This is a genomic window from Longimicrobium sp., from assembly GCF_035474595.1.
Lineage (GTDB): Bacteria > Gemmatimonadota > Gemmatimonadetes > Longimicrobiales > Longimicrobiaceae > Longimicrobium.
Genome location: NZ_DATIND010000091.1, coordinates 1 through 23,273, shown reverse-complemented (window position 1 = coordinate 23,273; position 23,273 = coordinate 1). Strand labels below are relative to the sequence as shown.

General features: G+C 71.6%; 8 protein-coding genes. All 8 read left to right on the top strand.

What is annotated here, in order from left to right; translation table 11 throughout:
• Positions 1 to 94: 94 nt before the first annotated feature.
• The 8 genes from VLK66_RS16370 to VLK66_RS16335 all read left to right on the top strand — a co-directional run bounded on the left by VLK66_RS16370 (position 95) and on the right by VLK66_RS16335 (position 23,058).
• Positions 95 to 553 carry a GspH/FimT family pseudopilin gene (locus VLK66_RS16370; protein WP_325310524.1) on the top strand — a complete coding sequence of 153 codons (459 nt, stop codon included), beginning with the start codon at positions 95 to 97 and terminating at the stop codon, positions 551 to 553.
• A complete protein-coding gene (locus tag VLK66_RS16365) occupies positions 540 to 938 on the top strand; it encodes a type II secretion system protein (protein ID WP_325310523.1) in 399 nt (132 codons plus the stop codon). The genes VLK66_RS16370 and VLK66_RS16365 overlap by 14 nt, the downstream gene beginning before the upstream one ends.
• A 294-nt stretch (positions 939 to 1,232) precedes the next feature.
• Positions 1,233 to 1,973: a prepilin-type N-terminal cleavage/methylation domain-containing protein gene (locus VLK66_RS16360; RefSeq protein WP_325310522.1), complete on the top strand. Its 741-nt coding sequence runs from the start codon at positions 1,233 to 1,235 to the stop codon at positions 1,971 to 1,973.
• Complete coding sequence (locus VLK66_RS16355) at positions 1,897 to 2,814, top strand: type II secretion system protein GspK (RefSeq protein WP_325310521.1); 918 nt, start codon at positions 1,897 to 1,899, stop codon at positions 2,812 to 2,814. Before VLK66_RS16360 ends, VLK66_RS16355 begins: the two co-directional genes overlap by 77 nt.
• Before the next feature lie 62 nt (positions 2,815 to 2,876).
• Positions 2,877 to 3,890, top strand: coding sequence for a sigma-54 dependent transcriptional regulator (locus tag VLK66_RS16350; protein ID WP_325310520.1), 1,014 nt, complete (start codon positions 2,877 to 2,879; stop codon positions 3,888 to 3,890).
• Between the two features lie 1,083 nt (positions 3,891 to 4,973).
• Positions 4,974 to 10,412 carry a multicopper oxidase domain-containing protein gene (locus VLK66_RS16345; RefSeq protein ID WP_325310628.1) on the top strand — a complete coding sequence of 1,813 codons (5,439 nt, stop codon included), beginning with the start codon at positions 4,974 to 4,976 and terminating at the stop codon, positions 10,410 to 10,412.
• A 765-nt stretch (positions 10,413 to 11,177) separates the two neighbouring features.
• Entirely contained in the window at positions 11,178 to 16,607 is a 5,430-nt protein-coding gene (locus VLK66_RS16340; protein WP_325310519.1) for a multicopper oxidase domain-containing protein, read from the top strand.
• A 796-nt stretch (positions 16,608 to 17,403) separates the two neighbouring features.
• Positions 17,404 to 23,058 (top strand): multicopper oxidase domain-containing protein, encoded by a 5,655-nt coding sequence (locus VLK66_RS16335; protein ID WP_325310518.1) that lies wholly within the window; start codon positions 17,404 to 17,406, stop codon positions 23,056 to 23,058.
• Positions 23,059 to 23,273 lie beyond the last annotated feature (215 nt).

Below are 23,273 nucleotides of genomic sequence, written 5' to 3'. Positions count from 1 at the left end.
CCTGCCCGCCCGGCTGGCCCTCTCCCCCGGCCCCTCCGCCCGCTCCGCGGGGGAGGGGAGAACTCAGCGCGGGGGAGCTTTCGGAGATGCGGGGATGCTCGGGTGGGCCACGCGCGGCTTCACCCTGATCGAGCTGCTGGTGGTGATGGCGATGCTGGCGATCGCCGCTTCGGTGGCGGTTCCCGCGCTGCGGCCGCCGCACGAGCGGAGCGCCGGCGCCGCCGCGGACAGCCTGCTGCACGTGCTCGCCCGCGCCCGCGCCGATGCGGCCACGCGCGGCACCCCCGTCCGCGTGGAGGTGCGCCCCGGCGACGGCGCCTTCGCGGTCACCGCCGACGCGGACGACGGCGCGCGCGACACCCTGCGCGCGGGCACGCTCCCGCTCCCCGCCGACGGGCGCGTCGTGGCCGGCCGCGCGGGTGGAGACGCGGCGCGGGTGAGCTTCGACGCCGCCGGCCGCGCCCGCGCCGACCGCATCGGCGTGGCGGACGCGGGCGGGCGCATCGACATCACGGTGGACGCCTGGAGCGGGGCGGCGCATGCGGCTCGCTGACCGCGGCGGCTTCACGCTGATCGAGGCGGTGGTGGCGCTGCTGATCGTGGCCGTCGCCCTGGTGCCGCTCCTCGGCGCCGCGCGGCAGGCGCTGGTGAACGAGGCGAAGGTCGGCCCCGCGCGCGAGGCCGTGGCGCTGGCCGAGGCGCGGATGGAAGAGCTGTCGCTTCTCCCGCCCGACTCGCTGGCCGCGTACCTGGCGCCGCGCGAGGGACGGTTCGCGGCGCCGTACGGCGGATGGACGTGGCACGCGCTCCTGCGCACCGAGCCGCAGTCGCCCGCGCTGATCCGCGCCGCGGTGGTGGTCGACTGGCCCGGCGGCAGCTACTCGCTGGAGACGACGTTCCATCGCCCCGAGATGCTGCCGGAGTTCAGCGGGCGGTAGTGCGGAGGGGGACAGGGGACAGGGGACAGGAGGATTGGCGGGGGATGATGATGGTGCGTCTCCCGGCGCCGCGGCCCTCTCCCCCCGCCCCCTCCCCCAAAACAGACTGGGGAGGGGGAGACCTGATCGAGAGGAGAGGCGGCGGCCTGGTTGGGCGAGATTCTGCCCGCCTGGCTGGCCCCTCCTCCGGTGATGCGGGGATGGCTGGGTGGGCCGCTCCACGGGCACCGCGCCCGCGCACGAATGTCGAACCGGCGATGAGTACCACCATCCCAACTGTGCTTGATGATCGTCATGACGACCTTGCGATCCACCCGCTCCACCGCCGGCTTCACCTTGGTCGAGGTCCTCGTGGCCATCGTGGTGGCGGGCGCGGTGTCGGCGGCGGCGTACGGGGTGGTGGGGTCGCTGGCGGCGTCGCGGCGGGCGGCGGAGCGGGGCAGGGAGATGGCGATTCCCGGCGCCGGCGCGCGCGAGACGCTGCAGGAGTGGGTGCGCGCCGCCGCGCTCTTCGACGGCAGCGGGCGCTTCGACGGCGCGGACCGGCGCGCGGCCGGCCTCCCGCGCGACGAGCTGAGCTTCGCGGTGGAGGACGGCGGCGCGCTGCGTCCCGGACCCCGGCGGGTGCGGCTCTGGATCGGCCGCTCCTCCTTCGGCCCGTCCGGGCTGCTGGCCGAGATCTCCTCGCTCGGACCTCGGAGCGAGCCGGCCGAGACGCTGGTGGTCGCCCGCGCGGCGGGGGGGCTGGACGTGCGCTACCGCTTCACCCTGCGCGACCGGAAGGTTTGGACGGACGCGTGGGCGTCGGACTCGGTGCTCCCCGAGGCGGTGGAGCTTCGCGTGACCCCCGCCCCCGAGTACGCGGCCGACCCGCGCGCGGGCGGCTTTCCCAACCTGCTGCGGCTCCCGGTGCGGGTGCCGCTCAGGCCCGGCCTGCAGACCCTGAGCGGAGGAACGGATGCGCACCGACCGGCGGGGCTTCGCCCTGATTGCGGTGCTCTGGGCGCTGCTCCTGGCTGCGGCCCTGGCCGCTGAGCTCCAGTCCGGCGCCCGTGGCGACCTGCGCGGCGCCTCGGCGGCGCGCCTGGCCGGGCGCGCCCGCTGGGCCGCGCGCGGCGGGCTGGCCCATGCCGAGGAGGCGCTCCGCGCGCGCTTGAACGCCTCGTCCGCGGCCGGCCTTCCGCCCGCCACCGACACCTCCGTGGTCCGCCCCGGGGAGCTGGACTACGACGGCGTGAAGGTGCGCGTGACCGTCACCGACGCCCGCGCGAAGGTGCAGCTCAATCTCGCCCCCGCCGCCGAGCTGCGCGCACTGGGAACGGCAGCCGGGCTGTCGCCGGACGTGAGCTACGCCATGGCCTACGCGATCGTGGACTGGCGGGCGAAGAACGGATCGCGCTGGGCCGCCGCGCCGGAAGACACCCTGGCCGCCGCGGTCCGCCCCCCCGCCGGCGCCTTCCGGACGGTGGAGGAGCTGCGCCAGGTGCCGGGGGTGACGGGGGAGATGTACCGCGCCGTGGCCCCCCTGCTGAGCGTGGCGGGCGACGGCCGGGTGAACCTGAACTCCGCGCCGATGGCGGTGCTGCGGACGCTGCCGGGGTTCGACGCGAGCTCCGCGCGGGCGGTGATCGAGCGGCGGCGGGCCGCGCCCTTCCTCAGCGCGTACGAGGTGGTGGCGGCGCTCCGGCCCGGCGAGCGCGAGCGGGTGCAGGACCGGATGGCCGAGCTGCTGGCCCGCATCGCCTTCACCCCGCGTTATGGCGAGGTGCGGGTGGAGGCGCGGGGGAAGGGGCCGGCCGAGCGCGCGCGGATCCGCGCGGTGGCGGTGCTGGCGGGCGGCAGGCTGGCGCCGCTGACGGAGATCGAGGAACGCTGAATCGCGAGCCGCAAGGCAGACGCTCCATCCCTGACGAAACGATGCGGGAGCCCACCCGACCCATGGTTCCGTACCGCAGCAGCGCCGCCACCGCGGCCGCCGTGCCCGCGCGCGTGCTGAGCGCCGTGCCGCCGCGCGAGCCCGCCGAGGCCGCGTTCCTGGCGCGCAGCCCGCGCGCGCTGGCGGCGCTGAAGGTGGCGCGGCAGGTGGCCGACAGTACCGCCACCGTGCTGGTGCAGGGCGAGAGCGGCACCGGCAAGGAATTGCTGGCCCGCATCGTCCACGAGAGCAGCCGGCGCGCGCGCGGGCCGTTCGTGGCGGTGAACTGCGCCGCCATCCCCGAGACGCTGCTGGAGAGCGAGCTCTTCGGGCACGAGCGCGGCGCCTTCACCGGCGCGTCGGCGCGGCGGCTGGGGCGCTTCGAACGCGCCAGCGGCGGCACGCTGTTCCTGGACGAGGTGGGCGACATGAGCCCCACCATGCAGGCCAAGATCCTGCGCGTCCTGCAGGAGCACGAGATCGAGCGCGTGGGCGGCGAGACCTCCGTCCGGGTCGACGTGCGCGTCGTCGCGGCGACGAACCGCGACCTGGAGGCCGAGGTCGCCGCCGGGCGCTTCCGCGAGGACCTGTACTACCGCCTGGCCGTGGTCGTGGTGCAGCTCCCCGCGCTTCGCGAGCGGGGCGACGACGTGGACCTGCTGGCCAGCCGCTTCCTGGAGCACTTCGCGGCCGAGCACGGGCGCCCGGTGCGCGCGCTGGCGCCCGAGGCGGCAGACCGGCTGCGGGCGTACGGCTGGCCGGGGAACGTGCGCCAGCTCCGCAACGTGATGGAGCGCGCCGTCCTGGTGGCCGACGGCGACGCCCTCCGCGCCGAGCACCTGCCGCCCGAGGTGCTGAGCGCCACCGACCCGCCCGAGCCCGACGCCGACCGCTTCCTCCCGCTGCGCGAGCTGGAGCGGCGCCACATCCGCCGCGCGCTGGACCTCACCGGCGGCAACCTGGGCGACACCGCGCGCATGCTGGGCATCCATCGCAACACGCTGCGGCAGAAGCTGAGGCAGATACGAAGTGCGTGAGTGCGGAAGTGCGTGAGTGCGTGGCATCGGCGGGCCGCGTTGCATCAGTGTGTGGATGACCGCTGTGCCCGCTGCGGAGCCCTCCCCCCGCGGCTGGGGCCGCGTACCCCCTCCCGATAACGGGAGGGGGTAACTTCGTTCGGGGCGCGCAGGTGGTAGCGCACTCGTAGGATTCTCGCGTGGTGCGAGGCCCTGCCTAGCTTGGGAGGCGCTCCGGAAGCTCCTCGCGGTGAGTTCTCCCCTCCCCCGCGGAGCGGGCGGAGGGGCCGGGGGAGGGGGCCAGCCTGGCGGGCAGGATGCATCCAGCGCGCGCCGAAAACCCCTCCTCGCGATGAGGTCTCCCCCTCCCCCAGGCAGTTTCGGGTGAGGAGCCGGGGGGAGAGGGCCGCGGCGCCGGCCTGACGTGAAGGACTCTTCATCTCTCGTTACCTTGATTGTCACTAACGGTGCGTGTTCGGGATTACTGCCGCTCGCCTTTCGCCGGTTCTCGTGACCATAAAGTGTGAATTGCTGCTTCTGCTCGTCCCCAGATGTTTCTGAACCCATCGTTATCTCCGTCATCACGCATTCCGTCGCACAGCGGGATTGTTGCATCTGCTACTTAGTTGTGTAATAGCAGTGACTTAGTGACGCTCATGCCGCTCGTCGTCTCCCTCCCGTCCTGCTCGTCCGATACACAGATCCTGTGCTCGATCGGGCGCCCTTGCACATCATCTGTGCACGCGGGGCGGGGTTGCGGAATGTCTGGTTGAGGGCCATCTCGCCGGTTTGCAGATACTTGGCGTAAAACATCTGTAGTGGAACGCATGGTGCCTTGGGCGGCGGCGGATTCCCCGCGCACCGGCGCCCGCGTACCCGCCGGCTCGGCATGGCCGGCACCCGCGGCGCCACACGTCTCCAGACGCCCGGCGCGTCTCACCGCGCCCGGGCGTGGGCACGCTCCCGCAAAGGCCGGAGGCGCGGGCGCCGGTGCGCGGGGAATCCCACCCGGAACCATCCATTCACCAGGCAGGACGGACGACGCCCATGCGAAGTGCATCCCCATCCCTACCACCCTGGCGCGGAGCGGCGCGGCTGGTGGCCATGCTGCTGCTGACGCTGGCCGGCGCGGCGCCGCTGGCGGCGCAGTGCGCGAAGACCAAGGTCGCCCGCGTGGCGGCCCTGGAGCAGTTCATCTGGTACAACCGCCTGGGCGCCAACGCCCCCGACGCGCTGATGTTCGCGCTGGAGCAGGACGTGGTCAGCAGCACCGGCGGCGCCGCGAGCGCCGGGAACGCGCAGCTGCGCGCCGGCCGCCGCCCGCGTCCGCTCGTCCTGCGCGTGAACGCGGGCGAGTGCCTGCAGATCACCCTGCGCAACCTGCTTTCGCCGGCCGGGCCCACGCACCCGGACAGCACCCGCGACGTCTCGATCCACGTGAACGGGATGCAGCTGGTGCGCACCATCGCCGACGACGGGAGCGCGGTGCAGGCCAACGCCAGCTCGCTGGTCTCTCCCGGCTCGTCCCTCACCTACCTGCTGTTCGCGGAGAAGGAGGGCACCTACCTCCTGTACTCCACCGCGCAGATGACGGGCGGCGAGGGCAACGGCGGGCAGATCGGGCGCGGCCTGTTCGGCGCGGTGAACGTGGAGCCCGCGGGCGCCGAGTACTACCGCAGCCAGGTGACGGCCGAGGACATGCGCCTGGCCTCGCTGGACGCGGCGGGGAACGCGCAGACGGCCAACGGCTATCCCAAGATCAACTACCTGGCGAGCTACGCCTCGGGCCCGCTGGCCGGGCGGCCGATCCTGTCGATGCTGAAGGGCGACACCCTCGTGTGGAGCGACATCAGCGCCATCATCACCGGCCCCAACCGCAGCAACTTCGCCTCGGCGGCGTACGCCAACCCCACCGTGCCCGTGTTCCCGGACCGGCTGAAGCCCTTCCGCGAGCACACGGTGATCTTCCACGACGAGGTGGGGCTGGTGCAGGCGTTCAACCCCATCTTCGACAGCACCACCTTCAAGTACACGCTGCAGGGCGGGCGCGACGCCTTCGCCATCAACTACGGCACCGGCGGCATCGGGGCCGAGATCCTGGCCAACCGCTTCGGCCTGGGCCCGATGTGGAAGTGCAACGACTGCAAGTTCGAGGAGTTCTTCCTCTCCGCCTGGGCCGTGGGCGACCCGGCGATGGTGGTCGACGTTCCCGCCGCGGCGGACTTCGACCCGCTGCACCCGCCGGCACCGGGGCCCCGGGCGACCAAGGCGCTCTTCCCCGACGACCCGAGCAACGTCTTCCACAGCTACATCAACGACCACGTGAAGATCCGGAACCTTCACGCCGGTCCGAAGGAGCACCACATCTTCCACCTGCACGCGCACCAGTGGATCAACACGCCGAACGACTCGCTCTCCAACTACAAGGACAGCCAGGCGATCGGTCCCGGCGGGGCGTTCACCTACGAGATCACCTACGGCGGCAGCGGCAACCGCAACGACACGCCGGGTGACGCCATCTTCCACTGCCACTTCTATCCCCACTTCGCGCAGGGGATGTGGGGGCTGTGGCGCAACCACGACGTGTTCGAGGGCGGCACCGTGCTGGACGTGAACGGCCGTCCCGCCCCCGGCGCGCGCGCGCTTCCCGACGGCGAGATCGCCGCCGGCGCGCCGATCCCCGCGGTGGTGCCGATGCCGACCTACGCGCTGGCGCCGCTGCCCACCGACAGCATGAAGGGCTTCCCCTTCTACATCCCCGGCGTCGCGGGCCACCGTCCGCCGCAGCCGCCGCTCGATCTCGCCTTCGACGGCGGGCTGCCGCGGCACGTGGTCACCGGCGGCGTCTCGGTCTTCCCGGCGCTGAACACGCGCGACTTCAGCAAGGCCGACTCGCTGCTGACCGTGAACTGGCTCCCGAACACGGGAACCACCGACGAGCAGGTGGCCATGCGCTTCCACGCGCGCCTGGGCTACACCACGCCGATCGCCAACCTGTGGACGACCAACGGGACGTTCGAGACGAACGGCCTGCCGGCCGCGCCGGGCGCCCCCTTCGCCGACCCGTGCGGGATTCGCGGGGTGCGGATGGGCGACTCGGTGGACTACAAGGCGGCGGGGATCCAGATCACCGCGTTCTACAACAAGGCGCAGTGGAGCTACGGCCAGCACCGCATGTTCAGCCTGTGGGGCGACGTGGCGGGCTTCACCGCGCGGACGAAGGCGCCGGAGCCGCTCTTCTTCCGGGCGCGCAACAACGCCTGCCTCACCTACCACCTGGTCAACCTGATCCCCAAGGACTACAAGGTCGACGACTTCCAGGTGCAGACGCCCACCGACATCATCGGGCAGCACATCCACCTGGTGAAGTTCGACGTGACCTCGTCCGACGGCGCGGCGAACGGGTGGAACTACGAGGACGGCGCGCTGGCGCCCGACGCGGTGCGCGAGATCATCCGCGCCATCCGCCTGCAGAACGGCTGCACCGGCCGCAACTCGGGCGACGCCCGCGACGGGACGACGGCGTGCCCGGTGGCGCAGTATCACCCCTACGCCGGCTTCCAGGGCGACACCGCCTGGAAGGGGGCGCAGGAGAACCTGCAGCGCTGGTGGGTGGACGCGGTGCCGCGCGGCGCGGGAACCAGCACGCCGCTGCCCACCATCTTCACGCACGACCACTTCGGGCCCAGCACGCACCAGCAGACCGGGCTGTACGCCGGGCTGCTGCCCGAGGACTCGGCCACGCAGTGGCGCGACCCCGAGAACCCCACCGTGTTCTACGGCACGCGGTTCGACGGCGGGCCCACCAGCTGGCGGGCCGACATCCTCTACCCGTCGGCGCCCAGGCGCAGCTTCCGCGAGTTCGGCATCCAGATCGCCGACTTCTCGCTGGCGTACGGGCAGGAGGGCTTCGCGGGGAGCGCCGGGCGCACGCCGCCCATCAACCCGCCGGGCAAGATCGACGTGGGCCTCCCGCACCTCCTTCGTCCCCCGCTGGCGGGAACCTGCCCCAACGGCTCGTCGTCGGCGCTCGGCTGCCCGGAGATCATCTCGGCCGACGACCCGGGGACGATGCTGATCAACTACCGCAACGAGCCGCTGGCGCTGCGGGTCAGGAATCCCGCGACGAACTCGCAGCCGGCCGACACCACGGGCGACCTGTCGCTGGCGTACAGCAGCCGCCCCATCCGGCGCGACACGCGGCTGAACACCTTCGGGCCGTACGGCGCGCGGGTGGGCGAGCTGCCGCGCGACCCGTACACGCCGCTCATGCGGACGTACGAGGACGACCGCATCCTCATCCGCCTTCTCGTGGGCGCGCACGAGGAGGGGCACAACTGGGGGATCAACGCCACGCGCTGGCTGTTCGAGCGGCTGGAGCCCAACTCCGGCTTCCGGGCCAGCCAGATGGCGGGGATCAGCGAGTGGCACGAGTTCGCGCTGAACCCGCTGCTGGCCAACAAGAGCGACACCGTGGCCGACTTCCAGTACCGCGGCGGCAGCGCCGTGGACGACCAGTGGAACGGCACCTGGGGGATCATTCGCGCCTACCGCTCGCCGCGGAAGGACCTGGCCCGGCTGGACGACTTCCGCCCGGTGTCCAGCAGCCGCGACGGCGCGCTGAAGGACGCGGCCGCCGGCCGCCGCGCCCACAGCGACGGCGAGACGGCGTACCGCACCAGCACCACCTTCCCGGCGTCGGACGATTCGACCACCTGGAAGGGCGACGTGGCCACGCTCGACGCCACGTCTCCCACCTCGCCCGCGACGGCGCAGCCGGGCACGTCGACGATGAACGCCACGGCCATCGCCACCAGCAGCGACAGCGTGCAGGCGGGGTACGGCAACGACGCGCAGGGCGGGATCCAGTACGACATCTTCGAGTACGACCCGGATACGGGCACCGAGTACGTGGCCACCTCGGACCCCAACGCGCCCAGCAAGGCGCTGCAGCCGAGCAGCACCCAGCTCACCGCCGACACGGCGTCCACGGCCCCGGCGTCGCCGGGCACGCTGTCGATGTCGGCCAACGGCACCTCGAGCGGCACGTCGAGCGCGCCGGTGTTCCAGAGCATCTCGGGGTCTGGCAACGTGGGCTTCTGGGGGGTGTGCCCGCGGCTGGCGCCGCTGCGCCTGTACGAGATCAGCGCCATCCCGGCCACGGCGCTGCCGGGCGGCCGGCTGGTGTACAACACGCGGACCACCAACGGCGGGCCGCTGTACGACCCCACGGCCGTGGTCTACGTGTACGACGCCGACCTGGTGAGCGGAAAGCTCACGCGCAACCCCGAGCCGCTGATCCTGCGCGCCAACGCGGGCGACTGCGTGCTGGTGCGGCTGCGCAACCGGCTGCCGAACGCGCTTCCCGACATCAACGGGTTCAACACCCTGCCGATGATCGTGGACCAGTTCAACGCCAACCAGGTGGTGCCGTCGGCCCGGGTCGGGCTGCACGCGCAGCTGGTTTCGCTGGACGTGCAGTACTCCGACGGCTCGCAGGTGGGCGCCAACCGCAACACCACGGTGGCCCCCGGCGGGTGGCGGTGGTACCAGTGGTACGCGGGCACGGTGTACCCGATGTCGAACGGGCACCTGCGCGCCACGCCGGCCGAGTTCGGGGCCATCAACCTGACCTCGTCGGACCGCATCCAGCACTCCAACAAGGGCGCCATCGCGGCGCTGATCGTGGAGCCGGCCAACACCAAGTGGGTGGTGAACCCGGCCAACCGCGCCGCCGCGGTGATCCAGAACCGGAGCACCGGGGCCACGCTGTTCAAGGAGGGGGTGCTCCTCTTCCAGGACGACGTGAACCTGCTGTTCGGCAGCGCCGTCACCCTTCCGGCGGTGAACTGCGCCGCGCCGCTGGACGGCGAGCTGCCGCCGGAGTGCAGGACGGCCAGCGGCATCGCCAGCCACACCTTCGCGGCGGGCGCGCCGGTGCCCAACCTGGGCGGCGAGGACGACGCCGAGGACAGCGGCGAGAAGGGGCTGAACTACCGCACCGAGCCGCTCTGGTTCCGGAAGGGGTTCGCGCCCGACGCGGACTTCGGCCTGACGCGCAACCTGCAGTTCAAGTCGGTGCTGCAGGGCGACTCGGCGCAGACGCCCATCTTCCGGGTGACGGCGGGCGACAGCGTGCGGCTGCGGGTGCTGGAGCCGCAGGGGCACGCGCGCAACCACGTGTTCGTGCTGCACGGGCACGTGTGGGAGCAGGAGCCGTACGCCGACAGCTCGCGGGTGATCGCGCACAACCCGTGGAGCGAGTGGAAGGGCTCGCGCGACGGCCACGGCCCCGGCGAGCACTTCGAGGTGATCCCGCGGCACGGCGCAGGCAGCATCAACCGCGTGCCGGGCGACTACCTGTTCCGCGACGAGGCCGCGTTCGGCTTCGATTTCGGGATCTGGGGAATCCTGCGCGTGCTGCCGCCCTCGGGCGCCACGACCACGACGACCACCGGCGGCGCGTCGAACCCCGGGCAGGGGAGCGCCACGCTGGACAACTGCACGGTAGATCCGCAGACCGGCGCCACCGTCTGCAACTGACGGCGAGGGCGATGGACTGAGATTCCGGATCGGGCACACTTCAACCCCGGCCCGCGGAGACATCCGCGGGCCGGGCTTTTTTCTCTCGCGCGGATGGAGTAATCACCGCTCGATCAGGACGAAGATACTCACCGCAGTCCAGGCTTGCCGCGCGTTCCAGCGTCCCCCGCGAACCCCACCCCGGCATTGCGGCGATGCGACGAAGGCTCGCCATGCACTGAGTTCTCCCCTCCCGCGCGGAGCGGGCGGAGGGGCCGGGGGAGAGGGCCAGCAAGGCGGGCAGGATGTCTCCGTTCCGCACTGAAAGCCTCTCCTCGCGATGAGGTCTCCCCCTCCCCCCAGTCGGTTTTGGTGGACGGGGTCAGGGGTCCGCGGCGTGGGGAGACGCACCAGCCTCATCCCCCGCGAGAAATAACCCGATCGAATCTCCTCAATAATGCGATCCATCTCTCGGACGACCCGCATCTCCCTTCCCTCTCATCCGCTACACAGAACCTGTGCCGCCATCCAGCGCCCGTGCACACCTTCTGTGCGCGCGGGGAGAGGACGCTTTGTCGCACCTTCGCCGCATCTCCCGGCTCTGCATCTAGTTGGCGGTAAACGTTAGTGGGGAGCGGCGCTTGCCTCTGGAAGCCGCTATCCACCCTCTCCGCCCACCCGGTTCCCAGGAGAAAGCCCCGCCTCGCATCACCCCCATCCGGCGGCGCGCGCCACGAGCCGCGGCCGCCGCCGTCCCGCTCACCGGTCCCACGGAGGAGCCCCATCATGGTCTGGCAACACCGACCCCGGCCGCCCGGCCGCGGCACACCCCGCATTGCGCTGGCGCTGCTCCTGGCGGCGGCCGGCGCGGCGCCGCTTTCCGCGCAGTGCACGAAGACCAAGGTCGCCCGGGTGGCGGCCCTGGAGCAGTTCGTGTGGTACAACCGCCTGGGCGCCAACGCCCCCGACGCGCTGATGTTCGCGCTGGAGCAGGACGTGGTCAGCAGCACCGGCGGCGCCGCGAGCGCCGGCAACGCGCAGCTGCGCGCCGGCCGCCGCCCGCGCCCGCTGGTCCTGCGCGTGAACGCGGGCGAGTGCCTGCAGATCACGCTGCGCAACCTGCTCTCCGTCCGCAACGCCGCGCACCCCGACAGCACCCGCCAGGTGTCCATCCACGTGAACGGGATGCAGCTGGTGAACAGCATCGTGGACGACGGCTCGTGGGTGCAGAAGAACGCAAGCGGGCTGGTGGGCCCGGGCGCCTCCATCACCTACACGCTCTTCGCGGAGAAGGAGGGAACGCACCTCCTCTACTCCACCGCGCAGATGACCGGCGGCGAGGGCGACGGCGGGCAGATCGACCGCGGCCTGTTCGGCGCCGTGAACGTGGAGCCCGCGGGCGCCGAGTACTACCGCAGCCAGGTGACCGCCGAGGACATGCGGCTGGCCTCGCTGGTCTCGGGCGTGGCGCAGACGGTGAACGGGTATCCCAAGATCAGCTACACCGCCCTCTACCCGGGCGCCCATCCGCTGGCCGGGCGCCCCATCCTGAACATGCTGAAGGGCGACACCATCGTGTGGAGCGACATCAGCGCCATCATCACCGGCCCCAACCGCGGCAACTTCGCGTCGTCGGCCTATCCCACCCCGGTCGTTCCCGTCTTCCCTGACCGGCTGAAGCCGTTCCGCGAGCACACGGTGATCTTCCACGACGAGGTGGGGCTGGTGCAGGCGTTCAACCCCATCTTCGACAGCACGACCTTCAAGTTCACCCTGCAGGGCGGGCGCGACGCCTTCGCCATCAACTACGGCACCGGCGGCATCGGCGCCGAGATCCTGGCCAACCGCTTCGGGCTGGGGCCGATGTGGAGGTGCAACGACTGCAAGTTCGAGGAGTTCTTCCTTTCCTCCTGGGCCGTCGGCGATCCCGCGATGGTCGTCGACGTCCCCGCGGCGGCGGACTTCGACCCGGCGCACCCGCCCGTCCCCGGGCCCCGGGCCACCAAGGCGCTCTTCCCGGAAGACCCGTCGAACGTCTTCCACAGCTACATCAACGATCACGTGAAGATCCGGAACCTTCACGCGGGGCCCAAGGAGCACCACATCTTCCACCTGCACGCGCACCAGTGGACGAACACGCCCAACGACGTGAACTCCAGCTACAAGGACAGCCAGGCCATCGGGCCGGGCGGGGAGTACACGTACGAGATCACCTATGGCGGCAGCGGCAACCGCAACGACACGCCGGGTGACGCCATCTTCCACTGCCACTTCTATCCCCACTTCGCGCAGGGGATGTGGGGATTGTGGAGGAACCACGACGTCTTCGAGGGCGGCACGGTGCTCGACGCCAGCGGGCGCCCCGCCGCCGGCGCGCGCGCCCTGCCCGACGGCGAGATCGCCGTGGGAACGCCGATCCCCGCGGTGGTCCCCATGCCCACCTACGCGCTGGCGCCGCTGCCGACCGACAGCGTGCCGGGCTACCCCTTCTACATCCCCGGCGTCGCGGGCCACCGCCCGCCCCAGCCGCCGATGGACCTGGCGTTCGACGGCGGGCTGCGGCGGCACGTGGTCACCGGCGGCGTGGCCACCTTCCCGGCGCTGAACACGCGCGACTTCAGCAAGCACGACTCGCTGCTGACCGTCACCACGCTGGCCAACAACGGCACGGCCACGGAGCTGGCGGCCATGCGCTACCACGCGCGGCTGGGCTACACCACGCCCATCGCCAACAGCTGGGCGTCGACGGGAACCTTCGAGACGAACGGGCTTCCCCCCGCGCCCGGCGCCCCCTTCGCCGACCCGTGCGGCATCCGCGGGGTGCGGATGGGCGACTCGCTGGACTACAAGGCCGCGGGGTTCCAGATCACCGCGCTGTACAACAAGGCGCGCTGGTCCTTCTCCCAGCACCGCATGTTCGCGCTCTGGGCGGACGTCGCCGGGTTCGTCAACGGCACGCGCGCGCCCGAGCCGCTCTTCTTCCGCGCGCAAAACAACTCGTGCCTCACCTACCACCTGGTGAACCTGATTCCGCCCGAGTACCGCGTGGACGACTTCCAGGTGCAGACGCCCACCGACATCATCGGGCAGCACATCCACCTGGTGAAGTTCGACGTGACCTCGAGCGACGGCGCGGCCAACGGGTGGAACTACGAGGACGGCGCGCTCTCGCCCGGCGCCGTGCGCGAGGCGATCCGCGCCATCCGCCGCCAGAACGGGTGCACGGGGCTGAACTCCGGCGACACCCGCGACGGCAACGCCACCTGCCCGGTGGCGAAGTACCACACCTACACCGGCTTCCAGGGCGACACCGCCTGGAAGGGCGCGCAGGAGAACATCCAGCGCTGGTGGGTGGACCCGGTCCCCCGTGGCGGCGACACCACCGCGCTGCCCACCGTCTTCACGCACGACCACTTCGGGCCCAGCACGCACCAGCAGGTGGGCCTCTACGCCGGCCTCCTTCCCGAGGACCGGGGAACCACCTGGCGCGACCCGGAGACGGGCACCACCTTCGGCGGCCGCTTCGACGGCGGGCCGACCAGCTGGCGCGCCGACATCCTCTACGCGGCCGCGCCCACGCTGAACCACCGCGAATTCGGCATCCAGATCGCCGACTTCTCGCTGGCGTACGGGGCCGAGGGGTTCGCGGGCACGTCCACGCGCGTGCCGCCCATCAACCCCCCCGGCAAGTTCGAGGTGGGGCTGCCCAACCTGATCCGCCCGCCGCTGGCCGGGCAGTGCCCCAACGGCACCTCGTCCGCCCTGGGCTGCCCGGAGATCATCTCGGCCAACGACCCCGGCACGATGCTGATCAACTACCGCAACGAGCCGGTGGCCATGCGGGTGCGCAACCATCCCAACAACTCGCAGAGCGCGGGGAACGGGGGCGACCTGTCGCTGGCCTACAGCAACGAGCCCTTCCGCCAGGATGCCCGCTTCGACTCCATCGGCCCGTACGGGCGGCGGCCGGGCGAGCAGGACCGCGACCCCTTCACCCCGCTGATGCGCACCTACGAGGACGACAGGATCCTCGTCCGCCTGCTGGTGGGCGCGCACGAGGAGGGGCACAACTGGGGGATCAACGGCACGCGCTGGCTGTTCGAGCGCCTGTCGCCCAACTCCGGCTACCGGGCCAGCCAGATGGCGGGGATCAGCGAGTGGCACGAGTTCAACCTGAACCCGCTGATGACCAACCGGCTGGACACGCTGGCCGACTACCAGTACCGCGGCGGGAGCGCGGTGGACGACCAGTGGCACGGCCAGTGGGGGGTGATCCGCGCCTACCGCAGGACGCGCACCGACCTGCTGCGGCTGAGCACCACCGCGCCGGTGTCCACCAGCCTGAACGCGGCCGACGCCGACGCGGCCGCGGGGCGGAAGGCCACGCTTTCGGGCGCGTCGACCTTCTCCACCGCCAGCACCTTCCCCAACCCCAACGACCCGGCCACGTGGGAGGGCGACGTGGCCACGCTCGACGCCTCGGCGTCCACGGCCACCGCTACGCAGCAGCAGGCTTTCGCCACGGGAACGGCCACGGCCAGCGACAGCGTGCAGGCGGGGTACGGGACCGAGTCCGAGGGGGGGATTGACCACGAGACCTTCGACTACGATCCCGCCGCCGGGCAGGAGACGCTGACCACCTCGGACCCCAACGTGGCCACCAAGTCGCCCAGCCTGGCGCTGCAGCAGGACGCGACCTCGGTGTCGTCGGCGGCCGTCATCGCCCCCGACGAGTCGTTCGCTCCGGCGACCACCACGTACACCAGCCAGCCGGGGTCGCTGAACGTGGGCTTCTGGGGAGTGTGCCCGCGGGTGGCGCCGCTGCGGGTGTTCGAGGTGAGCGCCATCCCCGCCACGGCGCTGCCGAACGGGCGGCTGACGTACAACACGCGGACCACCAACGGCGGGCCGCTCTATGATCCCACGGCCGTGGTGTACGTGTTCGACGCCGACCTGGTGAGCGGGAAGCTGAACCGCAACCCGGAGCCGCTCGTGCTGCGCGCCAACGCGGGCGACTGCATCCTGGTGCGGCTGCGCAACCGGCTGCCGGCCACGCTGCCGGACAGCAGCGGCTTCAACACGCTGCCGGTGATCGTAGACCGCTTCAACGCGAACCAGGTGCGCCCCTCGTCGCGGGTGGGGCTGCAGGCGCAGCTCCTGTCGCTCGACGTGCAGCGCTCCGACGGCGCGTCCATCGGGCTGAACCGCAACACCACCGTGGCCCCGGGGCGCTGGCGCTGGTACCAGTGGTACGCCGGAACGGTGCTGCCCACCGGGACGGGAAGGCTGCGCGCCCGGCCGGTGGAGTTCGGCGCGGTGAACCTGGTTTCGCCGGACCGCATCCAGCACTCCAACAAGGGCGCCTTCGCGGCGCTGGTGGTGGAGCCGTCGCTCACGCACTGGACGGTGAACCCCGCCAACCGCGCCGAGGCGGTGGTCCGCCGCGACAGCGACAACGGGGTGGCGTTCAAGGAGGGGGTGCTCCTCTTCCAGGACGACGTGAACCTGCGCTTCGGCAGCGCCGCCACGCTTCCGGCGGTGAGCTGCGCGCACCCCGACGGCCCGGTGCCGGCGGCGTGCGCCACGTCGACCACGGGGGTGGCCACGCACACCTTCGCGGCGGGAAGCGCGGTGCCCAACACCGCGCAGGCGGAAGACCCGGAGGATTCGGGGCAGAAGGGGCTGAACTACCGGACGGAGCCCATGTGGTTCCGGATGGGCTTCGCGCCCGACGCAGAGCTGGGCTTCACCCGCGGGCTACAGTTCAACGACGTGCTGAAGAACGACTCGGCGCAGACGCCCATCTTCCGCCCCGTGGCGGGCGACAGCGTGCGGCTGCGGGTGCTGGAGCCGCAGGGGCACGCGCGCAACCACACCTTCGTGCTGCACGGGCACATCTGGGAGCAGGAGCCGTACGGCCGCAATTCGCGCGCGATCATCCACAACCCGCTGAGCGAGTGGAAGGGCGCGCGCGACGGCCACGGCCCGGGCGAGCACTTCGACATCGTGCCGCGGCACGGGGCGGGCGGGCTGTACCGGGTGCCGGGCGACTACCTCTTCCGCGACGAGGCGTCGTTCGGGTTCGACGGGGGGATCTGGGGGATCCTGCGCGTGCTGGCGAACTCCGTCGGCACGACCTCGCCCACACCCGCCCCGATGGAGCCCGTGGACAGCTGCACCATGGACCCGCAGACCGGCCAGACCGTCTGCCAGTAATGGCGATCTGACCGGCCCGCGAACGAAACCATTTTCCCCGGCCCGCGGACGTCTCCGCGGGCCGGGCTTTTTTGCGGGACGGGGGATGAAGATCAACGGCGGGATCGGTGCGTGCCCAGCTTCCGTGCGCGGCCGCGTCCCGTCGGGCGGTGGCGCGATGCGAGGCCCGATCCAGCATCGCGGCGTGTTCCGAAGGCTCTCTTCGCGCTGAGTTCACCCCTCCCCCGCGGAGCGGGCGGAGGGGCCGGGGGGAGAGGGCCGCGGTGCCGGGAGACGCACCAGCATCTCTTCACAACGCGATGGAGATGAGAGCGGATCGTCTACAGAAATGTCCATCGAATTGCGATTTATACCCAATCAGATTCACGCGATCCCACTGATCTGCTCCTGATCCACTTCCTCCCCTCCGCTCCCTCTTCGCCTTCCCATCTCCCCGGAATTTCCGCGCAGGAACAGGGTTTGTGCCTCTCCGTCGGCCGTTGCACATGATCTGTGCGCGGCGTATGGGGTCCATTCCGTATCAGATCGAAGCACATCTTCCGCCTGCATAAACACTTGGCTGTAAACGTATGTCGGGGAACGGCGGTTGCCTTTGCGGCGCGCCGGACCCCGTCACCGCGCCCTGCACCCCGGCGCCCGGCCCCGCTCCCGTCGGAGAACCGACGCACGCGTCCCGTCCCCGCGCCGAAGATGCGCGTGGCACGGCGCTCCGGAGCCCCGGGAACCGCCGCGCCGGCGTGCGCGAGCGCGGGGGCGGGTCCGGCAACGGCACTCACCCTATGCCGCAGGAAAGCCCATGCACCCGTTTCGTGCCCCACCGCCGCCCGGGCGCGGCATCCACCGCCTGGCGCTGGCGCTGCTGCTGCTGGTGGCCGCAGGAGCGGCCCCGCTGCAGGCGCAGTGCACCCGGACCCGGGTCGCCCGCGTGGCGGCCTTCGAGCAGTTCATCTGGTACAACCGGCTGGGCGCCAACGCTCCCGACGCGCTGATGTTCGCGCTGGAGCAGGACGTGGTGAACAGCTCCGGCGGCCCCGGCGCCACCGGCAACGCCCACCTGCGCCCGGGGCGCCGCCCGCGCCCCATCGTGCTGCGCGTGAACGCGGGCGAGTGCCTGCAGGTCACGCTGCGCAACCTCCTTTCGCCCACCGTCGACACGGCGCACCCCGACAGCAACCGCTTCGTGTCGATCCACGTGACCGGCATGCAGCTGGTCCGCTCGATCGAGGACGACGGCAGCGCGGTGCAGCAGAACACCCCCAGCCTGGTGGCCCCCGGCGGCACGCGCACCTACGTGCTGTTCGCCGAGAAGGAGGGCACCTACCTCCTGTACTCCACCGCCCAGACCACCGGCGGCGAGGGCGACGGCGGGCAGATCTCGCGCGGCCTGTTCGGCGCCGTGAACGTGGAGCCCGCCGGCGGCGAGTTCTACCGCAGCCAGGTGAGCGCCGAGGACCTGCGCCTGGCCAGCGCCATCACCAAGAGCTTCTGCCCGACGCCGTACGAGTCGCCACCGCAGCAGCAGACTTCGGCAACCACCGCGTCGGGGGAGACCACGTCGTCGGCCAACATGATGCCGACCACCGACCCCGTGCCGCCGGACACGGCGGTCGAGGAGCAGCCGGTGCCGGCCGATTCGGTGCTGTATCCCACCGATCCGGCGTGCGTCCCCGCGCCGCAGTATCCGCGCATCAGCTACGACGCGGTGTACCCGTCGGGGCACCCGCTGGCCGGGCGGCCCATCCTGAACATGATGAAGGGCGACACCATCGTGTGGTCCGACATCAGCGCCATCATCACCGGGCCCAGCCGCGGCGACTTCCCCGCGAGCTCGTTCGCCAACCCCGGCGTGCCCGTGTACCCGGACCGGCTGCGGCCCTTCCGCGAGCACACGGTGATCTTCCACGACGAGGCGGGGCTGGTGCAGGCGTTCGACTCGATCTACCGCAGCCAGCAGTTCAAGTTCACGCTGGCCGGCGGCCGCGACGCCTTCGCCATCAACTACGGCACCGGCGGCATCGGCTCGGAGATCCTGGCCAACCGCTTCGGGCTGGGCCCGATGTGGAAGTGCAACGACTGCAAGTTCGAGGAGTTCTTCCTCTCCTCCTGGGCGGTGGGCGACCCGGCGATGGTGGTCGACGTTCCCGCCGCGGCGGACTTCGACCCCAGCCATCCGCCGGCGCCGGGGCCGCGGGCGACGAAGGCGTTCTTCCCCGACGACCCGAGCAACGTCTTCCACAGCTACATCAACGACCACGTGAAGATCCGCAACATCCACGCAGGTCCCAAGGAGCACCACATCTTCCACCTGCACGCCCACCAGTGGATGAACACGCCCAACGACTCGCTGTCGAACTACAAGGACAGCCAGGCGATCGGGCCGGGGGCGGGCTTCACCTACGAGATCACCTACGGCGGCTCGGGGAACCGCAACGACACGCCGGGCGACGCCATCTTCCACTGCCACTTCTACCCCCACTTCGCGCAGGGGATGTGGGGGCTGTGGCGCAACCACGACGTGTTCGAGGCGGGCACGGTGCTGGACGCAGACGGCCGCCCCGCGGCGGGCTCGCGCGCGCTGCCCGACGGCGAGATCGCGGCCGGGACGCCGATTCCCGCGGTGGTGCCCATTCCCACCTACGCGCTGGCGCCGCTCCCGGCCGACACCATGCCGGGGTACCCGTTCTACATCCCGGGCGTGGCCGGGCACCGGCCGCCGCAGCCGCCGCTGGACCTGGCCTTCGACGGCGGGCTGCCGCGGCACGTGGTGACGGGCGGGGTGGCCACCTTCCCGGCGCTGAACACGCGTGACTTCAGCAAGCACGACTCGCTGCTGGCGGTGAACTTCCTGCCCAACAACGGGACGCCGCTGGAGCAGGCCGCCATGCGCTTCCACGCGCGCACCGGCTACAGCACGCCCATCGCCGGGCAGTGGACCACCTACGGGACCTTCGAGACCAACGGCCTGCCGCCCGCGCCGGGCGCGCCCTTCGCCGACCCGTGCGGGATCCGCGGGGTGCGCATGGGCGACTCGACCGACTACAAGGCGGCGGGGTTCCAGATCACCGCGTTCTACAACAAGGCGCGCTGGTCGTTCAGCCAGCACCGCATGTTCGGGCTGTGGGCCGACGTGGACAGCTTCCGCACGCAGGCCAAGGCGCCGGAGCCGCTCTTCTTCCGCGCCCGCAACAACGCGTGCCTCACCTACCACCTGGTGAACCTGATCCCCGGCGAGTACAACGTTGACGACTTCCAGGTGCAGACGCCCACCGACATCATCGGGCAGCACATCCACCTGGTGAAGTTCGACGTGACCAGTTCCGACGGCTCGGCCAACGGGTGGAACTACGAGGACGGCGCGCTGGCCCCCGACGCCGTGCGGGCCTCCATCCGCGCCATCCGCCGCCAGAACGGGTGCACCGGGCTGGACTCGGGTGATGCGAGGGACGGGACCGCGACCTGCCCGGTCGCACGGCCGCACCCGTACTTCACCGCCGAGGTGGGCGCGCAGGAGAACATCCAGCGCTGGTGGGTCGACGCCGTGCCGCGGGGCGGGGGGCGGAGCACGCCGCTGCCCACCGTGTTCACGCACGACCACTTCGGCCCCAGCACCCACCAGCAGACCGGGCTGTACGCCGGGCTGCTGCCGGAAGATGCCACCACCACCTGGCGCGACCCGGAGAACGGCCGGATCTTCGGCACCCGCTTCGACGGGGGGCCGACGAGCTGGCGCGCCGACGTGCTGTATCCCGACAGCCGCCAGAGCTACCGCGAGTTCGGCATCCAGATCGCCGACTTCTCGCTGGCGTACGGGCGCGAGGGCTTCAGCGGGAACACCGCCACGGGAACGGGAACGGTGGACGTGCCGGTGACGGAGGCGGGCACCTCCGACAGCCGCGTCGCCTTTATCGGCCCGGCCATCAAGGTGCAGTACCCCATCAACCCGCCGGGGAAGGACGAGGCGGGGATCCACGACCTGCTGCGGCCGCCGCTGGCGCGGGGGATCTGCCCCAACCACATCGACACGCCGCCGTGCCCGGAGCTCATCGCGCTCGACGATCCCGGCACGATGCTGATCAACTACCGCAACGAGCCGCTGGCGCTGCGCGTGCGCGATCCGGCCGGCAACTCGCAGGCGGGCGGCGTGCAGGGCGACCTGTCGCTGGCCTACGCCGACACCGTGGTGCGCGCCGACGCGCGCCTGAACGCGCCGGGGCCGTACGGGCGCCGCGTGGGCGAGCGCGACCGCGACCCCTTCACCCCGCTGCTCAGGACGTACGAGGACGACCGCATCCTCATCCGCCTGCTGGTGGGCGCGCACGAGGAGGGGCACAACTGGGGGATCAGCGGCTCGCGCTGGCTGTTCGAGCGGCTGGCGCCCAACTCCGGGTTCCGCGCCGGGCAGATGGCGGGGATCAGCGAGTGGCACGAGTTCGCGCTGAACCCGCTGCCGGGGAACGGGCGCGACAGCGTGGCCGACTACCAGTACCGGGGCGGCAGCGCGGTCGACGACCAGTGGAACGGGCAGTGGGGCGTCATCCGCTCGTACCGCCGCCCGCGCGGCGACCTGCTGCGGCTGACCACCGCGCGGCCGCTGGCCACCTCGGCCGAGATGGCCGACCTGGACGCCGCGGCGGGGCGCGCGGCCACCATCGACGGGGCGGTGGCCTTCCGCTCGGCGTCGACCTTCCCCGACCCGAACGACTCCACCACCTGGACGGGCGACGTGGCCACGCTCGACGCCAGCGAGCCCACGGTGACCCAGGCCAAGGCGGCCGAGTTCGACGCCGGGACCGCCACCGAGGCCGACAGCACCGCGGCCGGGTACGGCACCGACGCCGAGGGCGGCGTGAGCAACGTGGAGGTGTTCGAGTACGACGCCAGCAGCGGCACCGAGTACGTGGCAACCGAGGGGGCGACTCCCGAGGCCACGGACGCGAAGCTGCAGCCCAGCACCGAGGCGCCCGCGGCCGAGGCGCCGGAGGGAAGCACCACGTACAAGAGCCAGCCCAGCCCGAACGTGGGCTTCTGGGGCGTGTGCCCGCGCGTGGCGCCGCTCCGGGTGTACGAGATCAGCGCCATCCCGGCGTCCATGCTGCCGGGCGGGAAGCTGGTGTACAACACGCGCACCTCGCGCGGCGGGCCGCTGAACGACCCCACGGCGGTGGTCTACGTCTACGACGCCGACCTGATGCGGGGCCGGGTGCCGGCCAACCCCGAGCCGCTGGTGATGCGCGCCAACGCGGGCGACTGCGTGCTGGTGCGCCTGCGCAACCGGCTGCCGGCGACCCTTCCCGACCTGGACGGGTGGAACACCCTGCCCATGATCGTGGACCAGTTCAACGCCAACCACGTCGTTCCGTCGTCGCTGGTGGGGCTGCACGCGCAGCTGGTGACGCTCGACGTGCAGAACTCCGACGGCTCGTCGATCGGCATCAACCAGAACACCACGGTGCCCCCGGGCAAGTGGCGCTGGTACCAGTGGTACGCGGGCACGGTGTACCCGGGCACGCGGGGGATCTCGCTGGTGGCGCGCCCGGCCGAGTTCGGCGCCATCAACCTGATCTCGTCGGACCGCATCCAGCACTCCAACAAGGGCGCCATCGCCGGTCTGATCGTGGAGCCGAAGGGAAGCCAGTGGGTGACGGACCCGGGGACGCGCGCCTCGGCCACCATCCGCCGCAGCGACGGCACCACGCTCTTCCGCGAGCAGGTGCTGCTCTTCCAGAACGACGTGAACCTGCGCTTCGGCAGCGCGGTGGACCTGCCGGTGGAGAACTGCTCGCACCCCGATCCCGACGCCGACCCCGGGCTGTGCGCGGGGCGGACGGGAATCGTCACCGCGCACTACAACGCGGGCGACCCGGTGCCCAACCTGGCGCGCGAGGAAGATCCCGAGGACTCGGGGCAGAAGGGGCTGAACTACCGCACGGAGCCGCTCTGGTTCCGCAAGGGCTTCTCGCCCGACGCAACGCTGGGCTTCACCCGCAACCTGGACCTGCACGCGGTGCTGCAGGGAGATTCGGCGCAGACGCCGATCTTCCGGGCGGCGCCGGGGCAGGCGGTGCGGCTCCGGGTGCTGGAGCCGGGCGGGCACGCGCGCAACCACGTGTTCAACCTGCACGGCCACATCTGGGAGCAGGAGCCGTACGCCGACAGCTCGCGGGTGATCGCCAGCAACCCCTTCAGCGAGTGGAAGGGCGCGCGCGACGGCCACGGCCCGGGCGACCACTTCGACATCCTGCCCAGGCACGGGGCGGGCGGCGTGAACCACCTGCCGGGCGACTTCCTGTTCCGCGACCAGGGGTCGTTCGGGTTCGACGGCGGGATCTGGGGGATCATGCGGGTGCGCGGAACGGCGGCGCCGTACGGCGGCGACGACCCCGGCCCGGCCCCCGGCCCCAGCTGCACCATCGATCCGGAAAGCGGCATGACCGTGTGCACCGGCGGATGACGATCCGGGACGGCCGCTGACGTGAACCTTCACCCCGGCCCGCGGAGATCTCCGCGGGCCGGGCTTTTTGCTAATTATACCATTTCCTTAAGCTGATTGTGCAGAATAGATGTTCCGCAGGTACTCGTAGCCGGTGATGGAGGCGAGAGTTTCGTTGGAGTAGTTGCGAAGGATCGTGGCCACACGCTCCTTCAGCGCGGCGAGGTCGGCGGGCA

What these genes read in the sequence shown, in the direction of transcription:
- VLK66_RS16360 (WP_325310522.1), top strand. Translation starts at nt 1,233, where the DNA reads ATGACGACCTTGCGATCCACCCGCTCCACCGCCGGCTTCACCTTGGTC.
- VLK66_RS16350 (WP_325310520.1), top strand. Translation starts at nt 2,877, where the DNA reads ATGGTTCCGTACCGCAGCAGCGCCGCCACCGCGGCCGCCGTGCCCGCG.
- VLK66_RS16345 (WP_325310628.1), top strand. Translation starts at nt 4,974, where the DNA reads ATGCTGCTGCTGACGCTGGCCGGCGCGGCGCCGCTGGCGGCGCAGTGC.
- VLK66_RS16340 (WP_325310519.1), top strand. Translation starts at nt 11,178, where the DNA reads ATGGTCTGGCAACACCGACCCCGGCCGCCCGGCCGCGGCACACCCCGC.
- VLK66_RS16355 (WP_325310521.1), top strand. Translation starts at nt 1,897, where the DNA reads ATGCGCACCGACCGGCGGGGCTTCGCCCTGATTGCGGTGCTCTGGGCG.
- VLK66_RS16370 (WP_325310524.1), top strand. Translation starts at nt 95, where the DNA reads ATGCTCGGGTGGGCCACGCGCGGCTTCACCCTGATCGAGCTGCTGGTG.
- VLK66_RS16335 (WP_325310518.1), top strand. Translation starts at nt 17,404, where the DNA reads ATGCACCCGTTTCGTGCCCCACCGCCGCCCGGGCGCGGCATCCACCGC.
- VLK66_RS16365 (WP_325310523.1), top strand. Translation starts at nt 540, where the DNA reads ATGCGGCTCGCTGACCGCGGCGGCTTCACGCTGATCGAGGCGGTGGTG.